This window comes from Arthrobacter sp. K41 (assembly GCF_059089645.1).
The window spans coordinates 206,436-222,675 of the sequence record NZ_JBNHEW010000005.1; the positions used below are offsets into that span (position 1 = coordinate 206,436).

Annotated in this window: 16 protein-coding genes; 5 read left to right on the forward strand and 11 right to left on the reverse strand. The window is 67.6% G+C overall.

All coding sequences use genetic code 11. The features are described 5' to 3' along the window. The first annotated feature begins 45 nt into the window (after window positions 1–45). On the forward strand, window positions 46–642 hold the full coding sequence (locus AC5RTE_RS13515; RefSeq protein ID WP_494041913.1) for a dihydrofolate reductase family protein: 597 nt from the start codon (window positions 46–48) through the stop codon (window positions 640–642). A 77-nt stretch (window positions 643–719) separates the two neighbouring features. On the opposite strand, the gene groL is transcribed toward AC5RTE_RS13515, so the two are convergent. Both groL and groES read right to left on the reverse strand, forming a co-directional pair. After that, window positions 720–2,330, reverse strand: coding sequence for a chaperonin GroEL (gene groL / locus AC5RTE_RS13520; protein ID WP_461187321.1), 1,611 nt, complete (start codon window positions 2,328–2,330; stop codon window positions 720–722). A 77-nt stretch (window positions 2,331–2,407) separates the two neighbouring features. Beyond that, a complete protein-coding gene (groES, locus tag AC5RTE_RS13525; RefSeq protein ID WP_003805290.1) occupies window positions 2,408–2,701 on the reverse strand; it encodes a co-chaperone GroES in 294 nt (97 codons plus the stop codon). A gap of 223 nt (window positions 2,702–2,924) precedes the next feature. Between groES and AC5RTE_RS13530 the strand changes: the two genes are divergently transcribed. After that, window positions 2,925–3,860: a DMT family transporter gene (locus AC5RTE_RS13530; protein ID WP_494041914.1), complete on the forward strand. Its 936-nt coding sequence runs from the start codon at window positions 2,925–2,927 to the stop codon at window positions 3,858–3,860. On the opposite strand, the gene AC5RTE_RS13535 is transcribed toward AC5RTE_RS13530, so the two are convergent. After that, a complete protein-coding gene (locus tag AC5RTE_RS13535) occupies window positions 3,785–4,162 on the reverse strand; it encodes a hypothetical protein (protein ID WP_494041915.1) in 378 nt (125 codons plus the stop codon). The two genes, AC5RTE_RS13530 and AC5RTE_RS13535, sit on opposite strands and share 76 nt — an antisense overlap. Window positions 4,163–4,215: 53 nt before the next feature. Here AC5RTE_RS13535 and AC5RTE_RS13540 point away from each other — a divergent pair, with 53 nt between their 5' ends. After that, window positions 4,216–5,460: a THUMP-like domain-containing protein gene (locus tag AC5RTE_RS13540; protein ID WP_494041916.1), complete on the forward strand. Its 1,245-nt coding sequence runs from the start codon at window positions 4,216–4,218 to the stop codon at window positions 5,458–5,460. Window positions 5,461–5,466: 6 nt separating this feature from the next. Here the strand turns inward: AC5RTE_RS13540 and AC5RTE_RS13545 are convergent, their stop codons facing one another. Further along, the gene (locus AC5RTE_RS13545; RefSeq protein WP_494041917.1) at window positions 5,467–6,285 is read right to left on the reverse strand and encodes a shikimate 5-dehydrogenase; all 819 of its coding nucleotides are present in this window, start codon (window positions 6,283–6,285) and stop codon (window positions 5,467–5,469) included. 86 nt (window positions 6,286–6,371) lie between these two features. Further along, the gene (locus AC5RTE_RS13550; protein WP_494042030.1) at window positions 6,372–7,817 is read right to left on the reverse strand and encodes a glycoside hydrolase family 3 N-terminal domain-containing protein; all 1,446 of its coding nucleotides are present in this window, start codon (window positions 7,815–7,817) and stop codon (window positions 6,372–6,374) included. Window positions 7,818–8,211: 394 nt separating this feature from the next. Here AC5RTE_RS13550 and AC5RTE_RS13555 point away from each other — a divergent pair, with 394 nt between their 5' ends. Then, window positions 8,212–9,363 carry a glutamate--cysteine ligase gene (locus AC5RTE_RS13555; protein ID WP_494041918.1) on the forward strand — a complete coding sequence of 384 codons (1,152 nt, stop codon included), beginning with the start codon at window positions 8,212–8,214 and terminating at the stop codon, window positions 9,361–9,363. Between the two features lie 30 nt (window positions 9,364–9,393). Here AC5RTE_RS13555 and tsaD read toward each other — a convergent pair whose 3' ends face one another. The 6 genes from tsaD to AC5RTE_RS13585 are packed head-to-tail and all read right to left on the reverse strand — an operon-like array spanning window position 9,394 to window position 14,685. Then, the gene (gene tsaD, locus AC5RTE_RS13560) at window positions 9,394–10,485 is read right to left on the reverse strand and encodes a tRNA (adenosine(37)-N6)-threonylcarbamoyltransferase complex transferase subunit TsaD (RefSeq protein WP_494041919.1); all 1,092 of its coding nucleotides are present in this window, start codon (window positions 10,483–10,485) and stop codon (window positions 9,394–9,396) included. Next, window positions 10,482–10,961, reverse strand: a complete 480-nt coding sequence (rimI, locus tag AC5RTE_RS13565) for a ribosomal protein S18-alanine N-acetyltransferase (RefSeq protein ID WP_494042031.1) — start codon at window positions 10,959–10,961, stop codon at window positions 10,482–10,484. The genes tsaD and rimI overlap by 4 nt, the downstream gene beginning before the upstream one ends. A 44-nt stretch (window positions 10,962–11,005) precedes the next feature. After that, window positions 11,006–11,677 (reverse strand): tRNA (adenosine(37)-N6)-threonylcarbamoyltransferase complex dimerization subunit type 1 TsaB, encoded by a 672-nt coding sequence (tsaB, locus tag AC5RTE_RS13570; protein WP_494041920.1) that lies wholly within the window; start codon window positions 11,675–11,677, stop codon window positions 11,006–11,008. Next, complete coding sequence (tsaE, locus tag AC5RTE_RS13575; RefSeq protein WP_494041921.1) at window positions 11,677–12,336, reverse strand: tRNA (adenosine(37)-N6)-threonylcarbamoyltransferase complex ATPase subunit type 1 TsaE; 660 nt, start codon at window positions 12,334–12,336, stop codon at window positions 11,677–11,679. The genes tsaB and tsaE overlap by 1 nt, the downstream gene beginning before the upstream one ends. Further along, window positions 12,333–13,556 carry an alanine racemase gene (gene alr, locus AC5RTE_RS13580; RefSeq protein ID WP_494041922.1) on the reverse strand — a complete coding sequence of 408 codons (1,224 nt, stop codon included), beginning with the start codon at window positions 13,554–13,556 and terminating at the stop codon, window positions 12,333–12,335. The genes tsaE and alr overlap by 4 nt, the downstream gene beginning before the upstream one ends. 37 nt (window positions 13,557–13,593) lie before the next feature. Next, window positions 13,594–14,685, reverse strand: coding sequence for a carbohydrate kinase family protein (locus AC5RTE_RS13585; RefSeq protein WP_494041923.1), 1,092 nt, complete (start codon window positions 14,683–14,685; stop codon window positions 13,594–13,596). Window positions 14,686–14,767: 82 nt separating this feature from the next. Here AC5RTE_RS13585 and AC5RTE_RS13590 point away from each other — a divergent pair, with 82 nt between their 5' ends. Continuing rightward, window positions 14,768–16,222 carry a family 4 glycosyl hydrolase gene (locus AC5RTE_RS13590; protein WP_494041924.1) on the forward strand — a complete coding sequence of 485 codons (1,455 nt, stop codon included), beginning with the start codon at window positions 14,768–14,770 and terminating at the stop codon, window positions 16,220–16,222. Window positions 16,223–16,240 lie beyond the last annotated feature (18 nt).

Sequence of the window (16,240 nt, forward strand, 5' to 3'; positions counted from 1 at the left end):
CGGCAGCCGGCCGACTTGCCTTCCATCCTGCCTTGAGGAGGACCATTGGGCGTCATCGCAGCCATCACCACGTCGGTTGACGGATTCATCACCGGCCCTGGGGACGGACCGAGGTACGGCTTGGGCAAGGGCGGCGAACGCCTGCATTACTGGGTGATGGGAGGACCGTGGACCTACGAGGGCGGCCATGACTTCGCCATGCGGGGGCCGGACAAGGATTTTTACGACGAACTCGCAGCCCGTTTTGGGGCCGGCATTGTAGGCCGCGGGATGTATGACGCTGCAGGGGCATGGGGAGGGACCAACCCGTTTCCCGGCCCGCTGTTCGTCCTGACCCACCGCACCCAGGACCAGCCGGCGGCCTCGTCAGGGTTCACCTTTGTCTCCGGACTTGACGACGCCCTGGCGCAGGCTGCCGCGGCGGCCGGCGGCAGGGACGTGTCCATAAGCGGCGGCGCGGACGTGATTCGGCAGGCACTGGCCGCCGGCAGGGTGGACGAGTTGGTGCTCTCGACAGCTCCGGTAATCCTGGGTGCCGGCAAGCGTCTGTTCGACGGCTTTGACCAGGACGTTGACCTGGAAATTGTCAAGCCTGTCGCTTCACCGTTCGCCACGCACGTGCGGTACAGGGTCGGGAAGTAGGGAGACGAAAAACCGGCCCAGCAATCGCTGGGCCGGTTTTCCAGGCCTGGGCCCCGCCGTCAGTAAGACGGTGGGAACTAGTGGCTGTGGCCCGCGTGCTCGTCTTCCTCGGCAGGCTTCTCCACAACGAGGGTCTCGGTGGTGAGAACCAGTGCAGCGATGGAGGCTGCGTTGCGGAGGGCCGCACGGGTGACCTTGACGGGGTCAATGACTCCTGCGGCGATCAGGTCTTCGTACTCGCCCGACTTGGCATTGAAGCCGTTGTTGGTTTCGAGTTCGGCAACCTTGGCGGTGATGACGTAGCCGTCGAAGCCGGCGTTCTGGGCGATCCAGCGCAGCGGCTGGACCAGGGCGCGGCGGACAATGCCCACAGCAGCGGCGGCGTCACCTTCGAGGGCCTTGACGGCGGGGTCCTCGTCCAGGGCCTTCAGTGCGTGGATCAGTGCGGAACCGCCACCGGCCACGATGCCTTCTTCGAGGGCAGCGCGGGTGGAGGACACTGCATCTTCGATGCGGTGCTTCTTTTCCTTCAGCTCAACCTCGGTGGCTGCGCCGACCTTGATGACACCGATGCCGCCGGCCAGCTTGGCCAGGCGTTCCTGCAGCTTTTCCTTGTCCCAGTCGGAGTCGGTGCGGGTCAGCTCGGCACGGAGCTGGGCAACGCGTGCTGCCACGTCTTCGGCCGAACCTGCGCCGTCAACAATGGTGGTGTTGTCCTTGGTGACCGTGATGCGGCGGGCGGTACCCAGCACCTCAAGGCCAACCGTATCCAGGCTCAGGCCCAGTTCCGGGGACACAACCTGTGCGCCGGTAAGGGTGGCGATGTCCTGCAGCATTGCCTTGCGGCGGTCGCCGAAGCCGGGGGCCTTGACGGCTACCACGTTGAGGGTGCCGCGGATGCGGTTGACGATCAGCGTGGACAGGGCCTCGCCGTCGACGTCCTCAGCAATGATGAACAGCGGCTTGGAGCTCTGCAGCGCCTTTTCCAGCAGCGGCAGGAATTCCTGCACCGAGGAGATCTTGCCCTGGTTGATCAGGATGAGGGCATCCTCGAGGACAGCTTCCTGGCGTTCTGCGTCAGTGACGAAGTACGGGGACAGGTAGCCCTTGTCGAACTGCATGCCCTCGGTGAGGACCAGTTCGGTCTGGGTAGTGGAGGACTCCTCGATGGTGATCACACCATCCTTGCCAACCTTGCCAAATGCCTCGGCGAGGAGCTCACCAACCTCTTCGCTCTGGGCGGAGATTGCTGCAACGCTGGCCACCTGGGTGCCCTCGACGGGGCGGGCGTTTTCCAGCAGGCGGGCGGCAACGGCTTCAACGGAAACCTCGATGCCGCGCTTGATCTGGCCGGGAGCAGCGCCTGCCGCTACGTTGCGCAGGCCTTCCTTGACCAGGGCCTGGGCCAGGACCGTTGCCGTGGTGGTGCCGTCGCCGGCAACATCATTGGTCTTGGTGGCGACTTCCTTGGCCAGCTGTGCGCCAAGGTTCTCGTACGGGTCGTCCAGCTCAACTTCACGGGCGATGGTGACGCCGTCGTTCGTGATGGTGGGAGCGCCCCACTTCTTGTCCAGGACGACGTTGCGGCCGCGCGGGCCGAGCGTCACCTTGACGGTGTTGGCGAGCTTATCGATACCGGCTTCAAGAGACCGGCGTGCAGCGTCATTAAACGCAAGCTGCTTTGCCATGGTTTTGTCCTTTCAAGACAGAACCCCGCGCAGCCGGCCAGCAGAATGCAGGACCAGCGGCACGGGGATCCGGAGAGTTACTTTACGACGATCGCCAGGACGTCGCGGGCGGACAGCACGAGGTATTCGGTGCCGCCGGTCTTGACTTCGGTTCCGCCGTACTTGGAGTAGATGACGACGTCACCGACTGCTACGTCCACCGGGACGCGGTTGCCGTCTTCGAAGCGGCCGGGGCCTACTGCAACAACTTCGCCTTCCTGGGGCTTCTCCTGCGCGGAGTCCGGGATGACCAGGCCGGAAGCCGTGGTCTGCTCGGCTTCGAGCGGGCGGACAACAATACGATCCTCAAGAGGCTTAATAGAGACCGACACTCGGACCTCTCCTTTTCGTCAGCAAATTCGTGGACTGGAAAGCTTTCGGCCCTGGCTGGCAACCGTCGTCGCGGTGCCGGCAGCAGCCTGGCTGGCAGCTCTTCATGTGTTAGCACCCTCCTAGGGAGAGTGCTAATGAAGACTCTATGTAAGGGTTAGCACTCGGTCAAGGCGAGTGCCAGCGTTTCGTCATGGAGTACTTGTCTGCGTGTAGATTTGAGCGGTGCGCGCCGCCGTTTACCTCATCCTTGCCAACCTTTTCTGGGCCGGAAATTTTGTGGTGGGCCAGGCCGCCATGCGGACCATGGAGCCGCTGCAGCTGACGTTCTGGCGCTGGGTGCTGGCCGCGGTGCCGCTGCTGGTGCTCGCCCACTTCGTGGAGCGGCCGGACTGGCGGGCGGTCCTGCGCCGTTGGCCGGTCCTGCTGCTCCTGAGCGCCCTGGGCATGAGCGGCTACACGCTGCTGCTCTACAGTGCCCTGCAGAACACGTCCGCCCTGAACGCCTCCCTGGTCACGGCTGCGAATCCGGCCCTGATCATGGTGCTGGCGGTAATCCTGCTTCGGGACAGGCCCCGCCCGCTGAGCTGGGTGGGCATCGGCCTGGGCCTCCTGGGCGTCCTGCTGGTGCTCACCGGCGGAGAACTGCAGCGCCTGTTGACCTTCTCGATCAACAAGGGCGAGCTCCTGATCGTCGGTGCCATCACCGTCTGGGGCCTCTACACCATCATCGCCCGCCGGCTGAGCATCCCCGCGGTCACCTCCACGGCGGTGCAGGTGGCCATGGCGGCCGCTGTCCTCAGCCCCTTCGCGGTGGTGGCGGGCGCCGGCCTCCCCGAAACCCCTGCAGAGGGCTGGTCCCTGGCGTTTATCGCCCTGTTCCCCTCGCTGGGTTCCTACCTGCTGTGGAACCTCGCCCTCAAGCGCACCACAGCGGCCAACGCCGGCAACTACCTGAACCTCATTGCCGTGTTCACCGCCATCATCACCGTGATCCTGGGCCAGCCCATCACTGTTCCGCAGGTCCTCGGCGGCGTTTTGGTTATTTCCGGGGTGCTGCTGACCAGTGCAGGCGGCAGGCCGCCTCAACGTCCCAGGTCATCAAAGCCGACGTCTTCCCCGCCCTCGCCGTCGCCGGCAGCCGACTTCCGGGCCCGGTAAAGAACAGCGCCCGCGGCAGCGGCCGTCAGCAGTGCGAAAACCAGAACGGCGATGCTGCCGGCCCGGGCGCCGTCGTACAGCCCGCGGATGTCCCGCGCCTCCTGGGTGTCGCCGGCAATGTCATTGCCGCCCACTGAGTAAACGGTGGCGTTGAACGTATCAAGGAAAAAGATGACCACCAGGAGTCCGATGCAAACCACGGCCACCAGGGAGCCGGCGATCAGTGCAGGCCGGGCGAATCTGGCAGGGCCCCTGTCCCTGGCTGGTTTTTCGGACTGCCGGGGGCCTGCGCTCTCATCCATGCTTTCAACACTATCCGCATCCCGGCGGACGCTCCTCCACTAGGCTGGAAGGCATGTCTCCAGCTCCCCAGGACCAGATCGCGCCCTTGCTGACCCCGGAAGGCTGGGAGCTTTTGGCGTCCTTGGGCCCCTACCAGGAGGACAAGTCCTTCGAGCTGAACTCAGCATTGCGGAAGGCCGGCCACTCCCCCGCCCTGGTGTCCGCGGTCCTGACCCAGTCCCGGCTCCGCACCAAGGCAGAGGCGAAGTTCGGTGAGTTTGCCCGCAGCATGCTGTTCACCCAGGCGGGCCTGGAACAGGCCACCAGGCTCAACGTGGCCGCGCGCCATGCGCAGCGGTTTGCCGAGGCGGGCATCGGCCACGTGGCGGACCTCGGCTGCGGCCTGGCCGCTGACTCCCTGGCACTGGCGTCGATGGACATCAAGGTCACAGCTGTGGAAATGGACGAGACCACCGCCGCCTGCGCAACCGTAAACCTCATCCCTTTCGCCAACGCTTCCGTGGTCCACGCGGATGCCACTGCCGTTCCGCTGGAAGGGATCGACGGCGTCTGGCTGGACCCTGCGCGCCGGGTCACTTCCACTTCCGGGACCAAGCGCATCTGGGACCCCGAGGCCTTTTCGCCGCCGCTGTCCTTTGTTGAGTCCCTGGCTGCGTCCGGCCGGGCGGTCGGCGTCAAAATGGGACCGGGAATGCCCCATGACTCGGTGCCGGCGGAGTGCGAGGCGCAGTGGGTCTCCGTCTCCGGCGATGTAACCGAGGTGGCGCTGTGGTTCAACGCCGTCCGGCGCCCCGGCATCCGCCGGGCGGCGCTGGTCCTGGGTCCCCAAGGTGCGGCCGAGCTCACCAGCGGCGAGGATTTCGGGGCTGGTCCCGCCGCCCCGGTGGGGCCTGTGGAGGGCTACCTGTACGAGCCCGACGGTGCCGTGATCCGCGCGGGACTGGTGGCCGACGTCGCGTTGCAGCTCGGCGGCCACCTGGTGGATGAACACATCGCCTACATCTGCGCGCCGCAGCTGGTGGACACGCCCTTCGCCCGCGCCTACAAAGTCCTCCAGGTCATGCCGTACAACGTCAAGGCCCTCAAGGCGTGGGTGAAAACGGAGGGCATCGGAGTGCTGGACATCAAGAAGCGCGGCACCGCCGTCACGCCGGAGGAACTGCGCAAACAGCTCCTTCCCGGCGGGAAAAACACAGGGAAAAGCGCAGGCGGCAGGAAAGCCGGTACCAAAACGGCCACCCTGGTCCTGACCCGCATTGGCGAGGACCGGGTGGTCATCGTGGTGGAACCCGCCTGAAAGCCGCTACTGGGCGCGGGTGAATTCCTCGGCCGCCCGCACCTGTTCGGCCGTCGGCCGGACGCCGGTGTAGAGCACGAACTGCTCCAGCGCCTGGATCGTGGCTACCTCGGCTCCTGTGATCACCGGCTTTCCGGCGGCGCGGGCCGCAATGATCAACGGGGTTTCGGCAGGGAGGGCAACCACGTCGAACACAACCTGTGCGGCGTCGATGGCTTCGGGCGGGAAAGCCAGGGTGTCCGCTCCGGGTCCGCCGGCCATGCCGAGGGGTGTCACGTTGATGATGAGGTCCGCCGTCCCGCCGTCGAGCGCCGGACGCCACTGGAACCCGTACTGTTCGGCGAGCGCCCGGCCGGTGGTTTCGTTCCGCGCGAGGACTGTGACGTTGGTGAATGCGGCGTCCCGGAGCGCGGCAACGGTGGCCTTGGCCATGCCTCCTGCCCCCTGGACCAGCACTGAATAGCTGGTGGGAACGGCGTTGGTGGCCAGCAACTGTTCAATCGCGGTGTAGTCGGTGTTGTAGGCCTTCAGGTGCCCATCGGTGTTCACGATGGTGTTCACGGAGTCGATGGCCTTCGCGGAGGCATCCATCTCGTCCACGAGGGCGATGACGTCCTCTTTGTACGGCATGGAGATGGCGCAACCGCGGATTCCCAGCCCCCGGACTCCGGCGATGGCCTGTTCCAGGTTGGTGGGGGCGAACGCCTTGTAGATCCAGTTCAGGTCCAGCTGTCCGTACAGGTGGTTGTGGAAGCGGGTCCCGTTGTTGCTGGGCCGGGCGGAGAGCGAGATGCAGAGGGTCATGTCTTTATTCAGGATGGGCACCCCACTATTTAACCCGTTACTGCCCAAGGAGGCAGCGCTAAGTGCCGTTTTCAACGCACCCAACGGCACTTGGCGCCTTTCTTGTGTTAGGGGCAGCCGGTTCCGGCAGGATACCTTCCGACGTCGGCGGGCAGCTTTCCCGGAGCCGCCGCCGTACCTGCCAGCACGGCGGCGAGGGCATCGAAGGCGCCCTGGCTGCGGCCGTACAGGGCCACCTTGACCGGCGCCGCGGAGCTCTCCAGCGGCCAGGGCGCATCGAGGGCAACGGCAATGTCCCCTCCCGCGGGCCGTCCGCCGTACGGGATGAGGGTGACCAGGGGGCCGGAGCCCAACGCGAGGCCGTGGCGCGCCGCGGCGTCCGCGAACCGCGCCCTGTCCACCGGGCTGCCACCGGCCACGCGGACCGCGCCCGGTGCGAGGGGGCCGCCGCAGTGGCCGGAAAGGACCGTGACGGCAGCGGTGGAGACCTTGGCTGAAAGCGGGGCGCTGCTGCCGGCTGCAGTACCTGTAGGTTTGCCCGTTCCCGCAGCGGCCCGGGCGTGCCACGTCATCATGGTTGCCACCCGCAGGGCGGCTTCATCCAGCCTTGACGCCGGCAGGCTGCCGGTGGCCACGGCAGAGACAATCGCGGCATGGGCCTGCCCGACGTCGGCAGGCATCAGCAGGAGGTCCGCTCCCGCAGCCAGGGCCATGACGGCGGCTGAGCCGGCGGGGTACGTCTTGTGCACCGCCCCCATGTTCAGGGCATCGGTCACGGCCACCCCGTTGAACCCGAGCCCCCGCAACGCCTTGTAGGTCGGCGCGGAGAGCGACGCCGGTACGCCGGGCTCCAAGGCAGGCACCGCGATGTGGCCGGTCATCACCATCGGGGCGCCGGCGGCGATGGCGGCCTGGAAGGGCTTCCAGTCGCGGGCACTCAGATCGGCCACACCGGCAGGCTGTACGGGAAGGTTCAGGTGTGAATCGGTGGTCACCGACCCGTGGCCGGGGAAATGCTTGACGGCGGGAAGGACGCCTGCGGCCAGCATCCCTTGGGAGTAGGCCACCCCCAAGCTGGCAGCCGCGGCCGGGTCAGCGGACATGGACCGGGCACCGATGGTGGGATCCGCAGATCCAATGGTCACGTCAGTGTCCGGGGCGAAGTCCGTGTTGAAGCCCAACGGCACCAGCTCGCTTGCCAGCCCCTGCCCGGCCTCCTGCGCCAAGGGCAAGCTGCCGGCGGCGCCGTAGCTCATGGGCGCCGGCCATTCCGTCAGGGGCGCTCCGAGGCGTGCCACGATGCCGCCCTCCTGGTCAACGCCGATCATCCCCGGCCATGGCCTGCCGTCAGCTGTGGCCGCCCTCGCTATTTTCTGGTTGGCGGCGCCCATGGCCGCGACGTCCACAATCCCCTGCGGGTCCAGCGGCACGTTGTCGCCCATGATGATGGCCCCGGCAAGGTGCAGGCGTTCGACGACGGCGGCATGGGCACCGGCGTCCGTGCCCGTGAAGAAGGGAAGCAGGACCTGCCCCGCCTTCTGCTCCGGCGACATCCGCGCCAGGGCCGCGGCGGCGGCGTCCTGGTCCCGCTGCTGCGGGCCCCACCCCAGCGGGCGCAAGGCAGGGTCGGGTGTTGGCGAAGGTGAGGGGGAAGCTGTGGCGGGTGCCGGCGTCGTGCGTGGTGCCGAAGGTGCGGCCGGGGTGGAAGGTGCCTGCGACGGGGCAGGGCCGGGAGCCGCGGTACAGGATGCGAGCGCCACCGCAGCAGAGGCTGCAGCCAGAACGGGGAAGGTTTTGTGAAGACTGTCACGCAGGTGTTGGAACAAGGCCATCAATACGATGCTACCCCTGCACTAGACTTGAACCACCCGTTCGCCTGCCGGCAGGAGCCGCAGCAGCCCCCAGTGACGGCGGAAGCCAGCGGCAAACAGGACAGTTAGGAAACGCGTGGAAATCGAGTTCGCTTCATCGAGGCAATCAACACTTGGTGTCGAATGGGAACTCGCGCTGGTGGACGGCAGGACGGGCGAGCTGGCCTCGGTTGCCAATGAGGTGCTCCGCGGCGTGGCCTCCCGCCACCCGGAGCTTAGCGACGATGACGAGCACCCGCACATCAAGCAGGAACTGCTGCTGAATACGGTGGAGCTGGTCACCGGCATCTGCGAGACGGCCGCCGAAGCCAAGGAGGACCTCAGCAGGTCCCTTGCAGCGGTACGGGAGATCACCGATCCGATGGGCGTGGAGCTGTTCTGCGCCGGAAGCCACCCTTTCAGCCCGCCCCAGCTGCAGCCGGTGACGGACAAGGCCCGGTACGCGAAGCTCATTGACCGCACCCAGTGGTGGGGCCGCCAGATGGTCATCTACGGCGTGCATGTACACGTCGGCCTGGACCGCCGCGAGAAGGCGCTTCCGGTGCTGGACGGCCTGGTTAACTACTTCCCGCACTTCCAGGCGCTCTCGGCGTCGAGCCCCTTCTGGGGCGGCGAGGACACCGGCTACGCGTCCCAGCGCGCCCTGATGTTCCAGCAGCTGCCCACAGCCGGCCTCCCCTTCCAGTTCAGCTCGTGGGAGGAATACGAGTCCTACGTACAGGACATGTTCACCACCGGCGTGATCGATACCCTCTCGGAGATCCGCTGGGACATCCGGCCGGTGCCCAACCTGGGCACCATCGAGATGCGCATCTGCGACGGCCTGGCCACCCTTGAGGAAGTGGGCGCCATCGCCGCCCTCACCCAGTGTCTGGTGGATGAGTTCTCCACCACCCTGGACAACGGCGGAACCATTCCCACCATGCCGCCGTGGCACATCCAGGAGAACAAGTGGCGGGCCGCCCGCTACGGCATGGACGCGATCATCATCCTTGATGCCGCGGGCAAGGAGCAGCTGGTTACAGACCACCTGCTGGAAACCCTGAACCGGCTGGAGCCCGTGGCCGCCAAGCTCGGCTGTCCGGATGAGCTTGCCGACGTCGAGAAGATCATCCGCCGCGGCGCCGGCTACCAGCGGCAGCGCCGGGTGGCCGAGGAGCACGGCGGGGACCTCCAGGCCGTCGTCCTGGACCTGGTCAAGCAGATGCGGAACGGCCCCACCGCCTGAATTCTTCCTCCGGCGCCTTGTCGGTCGTGGTCAGGCCGGGAGTGAGACCGAGGTGACCGGCATGGAGGAATCCGGGGCGAACCTGATCCCGCTGGGTTCCACTCCGGCCATCACCAGCTGCGCTCCAAGGGCGGCCACCATGGCGCCGTTGTCGGTGCAGAGGTCCAGGGGCGGAACGTGCAGCGTGATCCCGGCCGAGGCGCAGCGCTGGCCGGTCAGCTCCCGCAGGCGCGAGTTCGCCGCCACGCCGCCGCCGAGCAGCACGTCCCTGATGCCGTTTTCCCGGCAGGCCAGGACGGCCTTGGAGGAGATGATGTCCACCACGGCTTCCTGGAATGCGGCTGCGATATCGGCAACCGGGACCTCCTCGCCGCGGGCCTCGAACTGCTCGACGCACCTGGCCACAGCGGTCTTCAACCCGCTGAAGGACCAGTCGTAGCGGTGCGGGCCGGGTTTCCCGGCCGTCCCCATGTACTTGGGCTGGCTGAGGCCGCGGGGGAAGCGGATGGATTTGGCGTTGCCGGTCCGTGCCACCTTGTCGATGGCAGGCCCGCCCGGATAGCCGAGCCCCAGGATGCGGGCCACTTTGTCGTACGCTTCGCCGGCGGCGTCATCGATGGTGGAACCAAGCAGTTGCACATCGTCCGTGATGCTGTTGATTTTCAGGATCTCGGTGTGCCCGCCGGAGACCAGCAGTGCGCCGAGATTCTCCGGCAGCCGGGGAGCGGCTGTGCCCTGTTGCCTGTCCAGCAGTCCCACGCCCACGTGCGCCACGAGGTGGTTGATGGCGTAGAGCGGCTTGCCGGTGGCTACGGCCAGGGCCTTTGCGGCGCAGACCCCCACCATGAGGGCGCCGGCCAGGCCGGGGCCGGAGGTGACCGCAATGGCGTCAACGTCCTCCAGGGTGACTCCGGCGTCGGACAGCGACTGCTCGAGCGTGGGCACGAAGGCATCAAGGTGGGCCCGGGAAGCGATCTCGGGAATGACCCCGCCGAACCGGACGTGTTCGTCCATGGACGAGGACACGGTGTTGGTCAGGAGGGTGGTGCCCCGGACGATGCCCACTCCGGTTTCGTCGCAGGAGGATTCGATGCCGAGCACCAGGGGCTGCGAGCGGTTCATGGCTGGCCTGCTTCCGTTGATGTGCCGTCTCCCGGTCCTTCGCTTTCAGGCCCGGGAAGCTGGAGGCGCATGATGAGGGCGTCAACGCCGTCGCGATAGTAGCGGGGGCGGACGTGGATTTGTTCGAAGCCGAAGCGCCGGTAAAGCTGCTGCGCGCGGGGGTTGTCCGCGCGCACCTCCAGCAAGAGGTCCGCTGCGTACCTGCGGCGCGCCTCCTCTATGAGCGAGGTCAGCAGCGTGGTGCCGATGCCGCGCCCTTCGTATTCGGGCACGACGGCGATGGTCTGCACGTCCGCGATGGGTTCTATGCACATCAGCCCGGCGTAGCCCACGATGCCTTCGCTGCCCTCGGCCACCAGGTACCAGCGGGTATCCGGCTGGGCCAGCTCGTCGTAAAACATGTGCAGTGGCCAGGCATCCACCGGGAAAAGCCGCTGCTCCAGGACGCTGACGGCGATAACGTCCTCGGGGGTCATCTGCCGGATGGAGACGCCGTGGCTGGCCGGATCCGCGGCGGCGTTCACAGGGCCCTCTTCCTGGGCCCGGGAACCTGCGCATCGGATTCGCGCAGGTACAAGGGGGTGGAGTCGAGGAGGGAATCTCCGGCGGCAAGCCGGGCCAGTGCGAACTGGCCCAGGTACAGGGCGTCCGGCTGTTCCAGCGCGAATTCCGGGTTCGCCTTCAGGGTTTCTCCGTAGAGCCCGGCACCGGCACCGTAGGCGGGGAGGTCCGGCAGATCCGTGGCAGAGCCAACGTGCGGCCCGTCCTCCAGCACGGGAAGCTGGCCATCGGCAAGGCTGTAGCGGGCCCAGTACACCTCTTTGCGCCGGGCATCGGTGACCACCAGGAAGTCCGGGGCCGCGGCGGTGGATTCCGCCACTTCCAGTGCCACGGCATCCAGGCTCATCAGCCCGTACAGGGGTTTACCCCACACGAAGGACAGGGTGCGAGCGGTGGCGATGCCGGACCGCAGCCCGGTGAACGGTCCGGGACCCACGCCCACCACGAGGGCGTCGATATCGTCTCCGCTGACACCGGCGTCAACGAGCAACCGTTCGATTCCCGGCGCGAGCACTTCCGCATGGCTTCGGGTGTCCTCCGTGGAGAAGCTGGCCACCACGCCTTCGAGGGCGTCGCCGGAAACCAGGGCAGCGCTCGCCACGGCGGAGGTATCGATGGCGAGGATAAGCATCAGGCGTTCCCTTCAGAGGCGGCAACCGGACCCGGAAGCGCCGGCCAGCGCGGACCGTACCCGCGCATCACGATGGTGCGGGGCTCGTCCGTGTCCTCGTTGTCGAAATCCAGGGTCCCGCCGTCGGACCGGGTGAACCCGGGGGACGCTCCGGCTCCCCCGCCCACAGCCCCTGGTGCCGTGCCATTGACCGTAGTGCCGCTCAAGCCGATCGCACGGTGCAGGTCAATTTCCAGGCGGCTCTCGCTCAGGTGCTCCACCCGGTCGTGGCCCCATTCCACAACCGTCACGGAGGAGTCGAGGGTGTTCTCGAGGTCGATGTCGTCTACCTCGGCGGCCGATCCCAGCCGGTAGGCGTCCACGTGCACCAGGTCCGGCCCGCCGGGCCGCGGACCGTCCGGCAGGTTGGGGTGGATGCGCACCAGGACAAAGGTGGGCGAGATAATGCCTGCGCGCACGCCCAGGCCCTCCCCCAAACCTTGCGTGAAGGTGGTTTTCCCGGCACCCAGCTCGCCGGAGAGTACCAACAGGTCCCCGGCCTCCAGGACCTCCGCAAGACGCACGGCGAGCGCGTGGGTCTGGTCCGCCGTCGTCGCGGTGAACGTCTTTTCCCAGTTGGGAGCGGCCTGGCCGTTGGTCAGAGGCTCCGGCGCGTTCACGCTGCCCCCTCCGCACGCTGCCCGACGGCGGCCGGCGCCTCTTCGTTGATGAAGCGGCGGGGTACGCGTGGGCTGATCCGGGTGACGATTTCGTAGTTGATGGTGCCGGCGGCACGCGCCCAGTCATCAGCAGTGGGGCCGCCGTCGGCGCCGTCGCCGAACAGCTCAGCTTCGGCACCCAGCAGGCCCGCCCCGGCATGGCCGATGCCGCCAAGGTCGATGACCATCTGGTCCATGGCGATCCGTCCTACTACCGGGTAGGTTTTGCCGGCCACGCGGACGGGCCCGCCGGTGGCGATGCGCGGCACGCCGTCGGCGTAGCCCACCGGGATCAGGCCCAAAGTGCTGCGGCCGCTGGTGCGGTAGCGCAGGCCATAGGAGACGCCCTGCCCGTCCGGGACCTCCTTGCACTGGGACACCAGGGTCCGGAGGGTCATGGCGGGGCGGAGGCCCAGCTCGGCGGACGTCTGCCCGGCAAAGGGCGACAACCCGTAAATCCCCAGGCCCGTCCGGACCAGGTCAAAGTGGGTGTCCGGACGGGACAGCGTGGCCGGAGTGTTGGCAAGGTGCCGGACTTCGGGGTCCACGCCGGCGTCCTCGGCCACAGCCAGGGCTTCGCGGAAGGCGGCGAGCTGCTGGTCGGTTTCCGGCCGTTCGGGTTCGTCGGCGACGGCCAGGTGCGAGAAGATCCCCACCACCCGCAGCAGTCCCTGGTCCTGGTATTCCATGGCCTCGCCCACCAGGTGGTCCCAGGTATCGAGGGTTGCACCGTTGCGTCCCAGGCCGGTGTCCACCTTCAGATGGATGCGGGCGGGGCGTTCCTGCTCGCGGGCCGCGGCGACAATGCGGTCAAGTTCCCAGCCGGAGCAACCGATGTCGACGCCGGCTGCCACCGCTGCGCCAAAGTTGCTTTCCGTGGTGTGCAGCCAGGCCAGCAGCGGAGCGTCGATCCCGGCGGCACGCAGCGCCAGCGCCTCTGAAATGTGGGCAACCCCCAGCCAGGCGGCGCCGGCTTCCAGGGCCGCACGCGCCACCGGGACGGCGCCGTGCCCGTACGCGTCCGCCTTCACTACGGCCATGACCTTCGCCGGGGAGGCTGCAGCGGCCAGCCGCCGGACGTTGTGCCGGATGGCATCAAGGTCGATCACGGCGGACCGCTCGTTGCGGGGGTCCTGTCCCGGGGCAGCGTCAAAATCACCGGTCGTTGCGGGGTAAGTCACCCTAGTGATTCTAGTGCTGGCGCTTCGGGCCGAATAATCAGGCGTCTGAGAGGTGTGCGATGGTGGCCGATGCCCTGCGCTGGGCCGCGAGCGGAACGTCCTGGACGATGTCGGCCAGGAAGGAGAAGCGCCGGAGCCACTGGCTGGTCTGCCGTTCTGGCCGGGCATTGGCGCGCTTCCACCAGTCGGCGATGTCCCCCCAGCCCGGGGCGGCCAGCGATCCTCCCACCTCCTGCACTGCCAGGGAGGCACAGAGGTTTGCGAAACGCAGCCTGTTCCCCAGCGGCCAGCCGGCCAGGCTGCCAACGATGAAAGCGGCGTCAAAGCAGTCACCGGCGCCGGTGGGATCAAACGCCTTGACGGGCAGGGAAGGCACCCACTCCTCCTCCCCGGTTTCGGAGTCCACCGCCATGGCCCCCTGTGGCCCCAGTGTCACCACGGCAACCGGCACCCGGTCCGCCAGCGCGTAGAGGGCCGTCCACGGATCGTCCTTGCCTGTGAACGCCATGGCCTCGCGCTGGTTGGGCAGGAACGCGTGGAAGTACTGCAGGTTGTTCAGCCGCACCGGCGCCCAGACGCCGCTGGGGTCCCACCCGACGTCGCCAAACAGCTTTACTCCCGCCTGGTGCGCCTCCTTGGCCCATGGTTCAACCTCCAGCCCCACTTCCGCGATGCCTGCGAGCGCTGGAGGCGGGTCCCCGATAAGCTCCGACGCCGTTACCGGCGCGGCATGGCCGTGGGTCACCAGGGACCGGTCCTTGTCCACACACAGCGAGACAGTGACCGGCGAATGCCAGCCCGGAACCTTCCGTGACAGGCTCAGGTCCACGTGCTCCTGGGCAGAGAGGATCTTCCAGTTGAAGTCCCCGTACCCGTCATCGCCGAAGGCCGCGGCGAGGCCGGTCCGCAGGCCCAGACGCGCGGCAGCGATGGCTTGGTTGGCCACCCCGCCCGGGCAGCTGCCCATGCCGTCGCTCCAGATTTCGGTGCCCGGCTCGGGTGCGTGGGGCAATCCGGTGAAGATGATGTCCTGGAACACCGTGCCGGCCAGCAGCACGTCGAATCCGGGGTCCGAGGGCGAGCGGACGGCGGCCAGGGGGTCGAATTGGCGTGCCGGGATCGCGTTCATGTGCCGCACACTACGCCCTGCCACCGACATCCGGTAGGGGCTGCTGTAGGTGCTGCGGACACCCGCCCCTAGACTGCTGATTATGCGGCTTTTGATTGTGGGCGGCGGGGGTTTCCGGGTTCCGCTGATCTACCGGGCCCTGGCCTCCGGCCCCTTCACCGGCGTAGTCAGCGAACTGGTGCTGTTCGACGTCGACCTCTCCCGCCTGGCCGCCGTGACAGCTGTCCTGCGCAGCATGCCCGGCCCTGGTCGGCGCCTGCCGGTGCACCCCACCACCGATTTGGCGCAGGCGTTGGCGCGGACACAGATGGTGTTTGCCGCAATCCGTCCCGGCGGCACGGCCGGAAGGGTCGCCGACGAAAGAGTGGCGCAGGACCTGGGGCTGCTGGGACAGGAAACCACGGGCGCCGGCGGCATCTCCTATGCCCTCCGGACCATCCCGCGCATGCTGGAGCTCGCGCACCTGATGAAGGAACACTGCCCCGACGCGTGGCTGATCAACTTCACCAACCCTGCCGGCATGGTCACCGAAGCACTCCTGCCGGTGCTCGGCAGGCGCGTCATCGGGATCTGCGACTCCGCGGGCGGCCTGGTACACCGGGCCGCCCGGGCCGCAGGCGTCGCACTCCCGGAAGGAAGGCTCGACGGCGTGGGCTACTACGGCCTGAACCACCTGGGCTGGCTGTACCGGCTGGAGTCCGGCGGACGGGACGTCCTTCCCGCGCTGTTGTCCGATCCGCAGGCCCTCCAGTCCTTCGAAGAAGGCAGGCTCTTTCCGCAACCGTTCCTGGCCCGCCTTGGCGCGCTCCCCAACGAGTACCTGTATTACTACTACCAGCAGGACGCAGCCCGGGAAGCGATGCGTGCCCTGCCGGCTACCCGCGGGGAATCCATTCACAGCCAGCAGCAGGAGTTGTATCCGCGGCTGGCTGCGGCGGGCGGTGAGGCGTTCACCATGTGGGAGGCTGCGCGCCGGTCGCGGGAGGAGGGATACCTGGCCGAGGCCCGGGGGAAGGACGAACACCGCGACGAAGCCGACCTTGCCGGTGGCGGCTATGAACGCGTCGCACTGGCGGCCATGCGCGCCCTTTCAGGTTCCGGCGAGGTCCAGCTGATTTTGAACACGCGCAACACCGTGCCGGCCGGCGCCACCGGGACGTCTCCGCTACCCCCAGCCGGCACTACCGGGGCATTCGCGCTACCCCCGGCCGGCACGGAGGCGGCCACCCTCGCAGCCGCCATTCCGGGCCTGCCGGCGGACGCCGTCGTCGAACTTCCCTGTACGGTGACGGCCGACGGCGCGCTGCCGCTGGCACAGGCGGCTCCTCCGCCGGAGCAGCTCGGGCTGCTGCAGCAGGTCAAGGACGTGGAACGGCTGACAGTGCGGGCAGCGACGGAAGGTGACCGCGGGGCGGCACTGCAGGCGTTCGCCCGGCATTCGCTGGTGGCCTCCGAGGAGCTCGCCGCAGCACTGCTGAGCGGCTACGAGCAGGCGTTTCCAAGCTTGAGGAAGACGTGGCGCAGTGGTACGCGTTGACACAGGAGTAGTGTTTTA

Bases quoted from the DNA above. Each gene is read 5' to 3' on its own strand.
- groL (WP_461187321.1), bottom strand. From the start codon at position 2,330: ATGGCAAAGCAGCTTGCGTTTAATGACGCTGCACGCCGGTCTCTTGAA.
- rimI (WP_494042031.1), bottom strand. From the start codon at position 10,961: ATGACCCCCGAGGACGTTATCGCCGTCAGCGTCCTGGAGCAGCGGCTT.
- AC5RTE_RS13585 (WP_494041923.1), bottom strand. From the start codon at position 14,685: ATGAACGCGATCCCGGCACGCCAATTCGACCCCCTGGCCGCCGTCCGC.
- AC5RTE_RS13540 (WP_494041916.1), top strand. From the start codon at position 4,216: ATGTCTCCAGCTCCCCAGGACCAGATCGCGCCCTTGCTGACCCCGGAA.
- AC5RTE_RS13590 (WP_494041924.1), top strand. From the start codon at position 14,768: ATGCGGCTTTTGATTGTGGGCGGCGGGGGTTTCCGGGTTCCGCTGATC.
- tsaB (WP_494041920.1), bottom strand. From the start codon at position 11,677: ATGCTTATCCTCGCCATCGATACCTCCGCCGTGGCGAGCGCTGCCCTG.
- AC5RTE_RS13535 (WP_494041915.1), bottom strand. From the start codon at position 4,162: ATGGATGAGAGCGCAGGCCCCCGGCAGTCCGAAAAACCAGCCAGGGAC.
- AC5RTE_RS13550 (WP_494042030.1), bottom strand. From the start codon at position 7,817: ATGTCGCCGGAGCAGAAGGCGGGGCAGGTCCTGCTTCCCTTCTTCACG.
- tsaD (WP_494041919.1), bottom strand. From the start codon at position 10,485: ATGAACCGCTCGCAGCCCCTGGTGCTCGGCATCGAATCCTCCTGCGAC.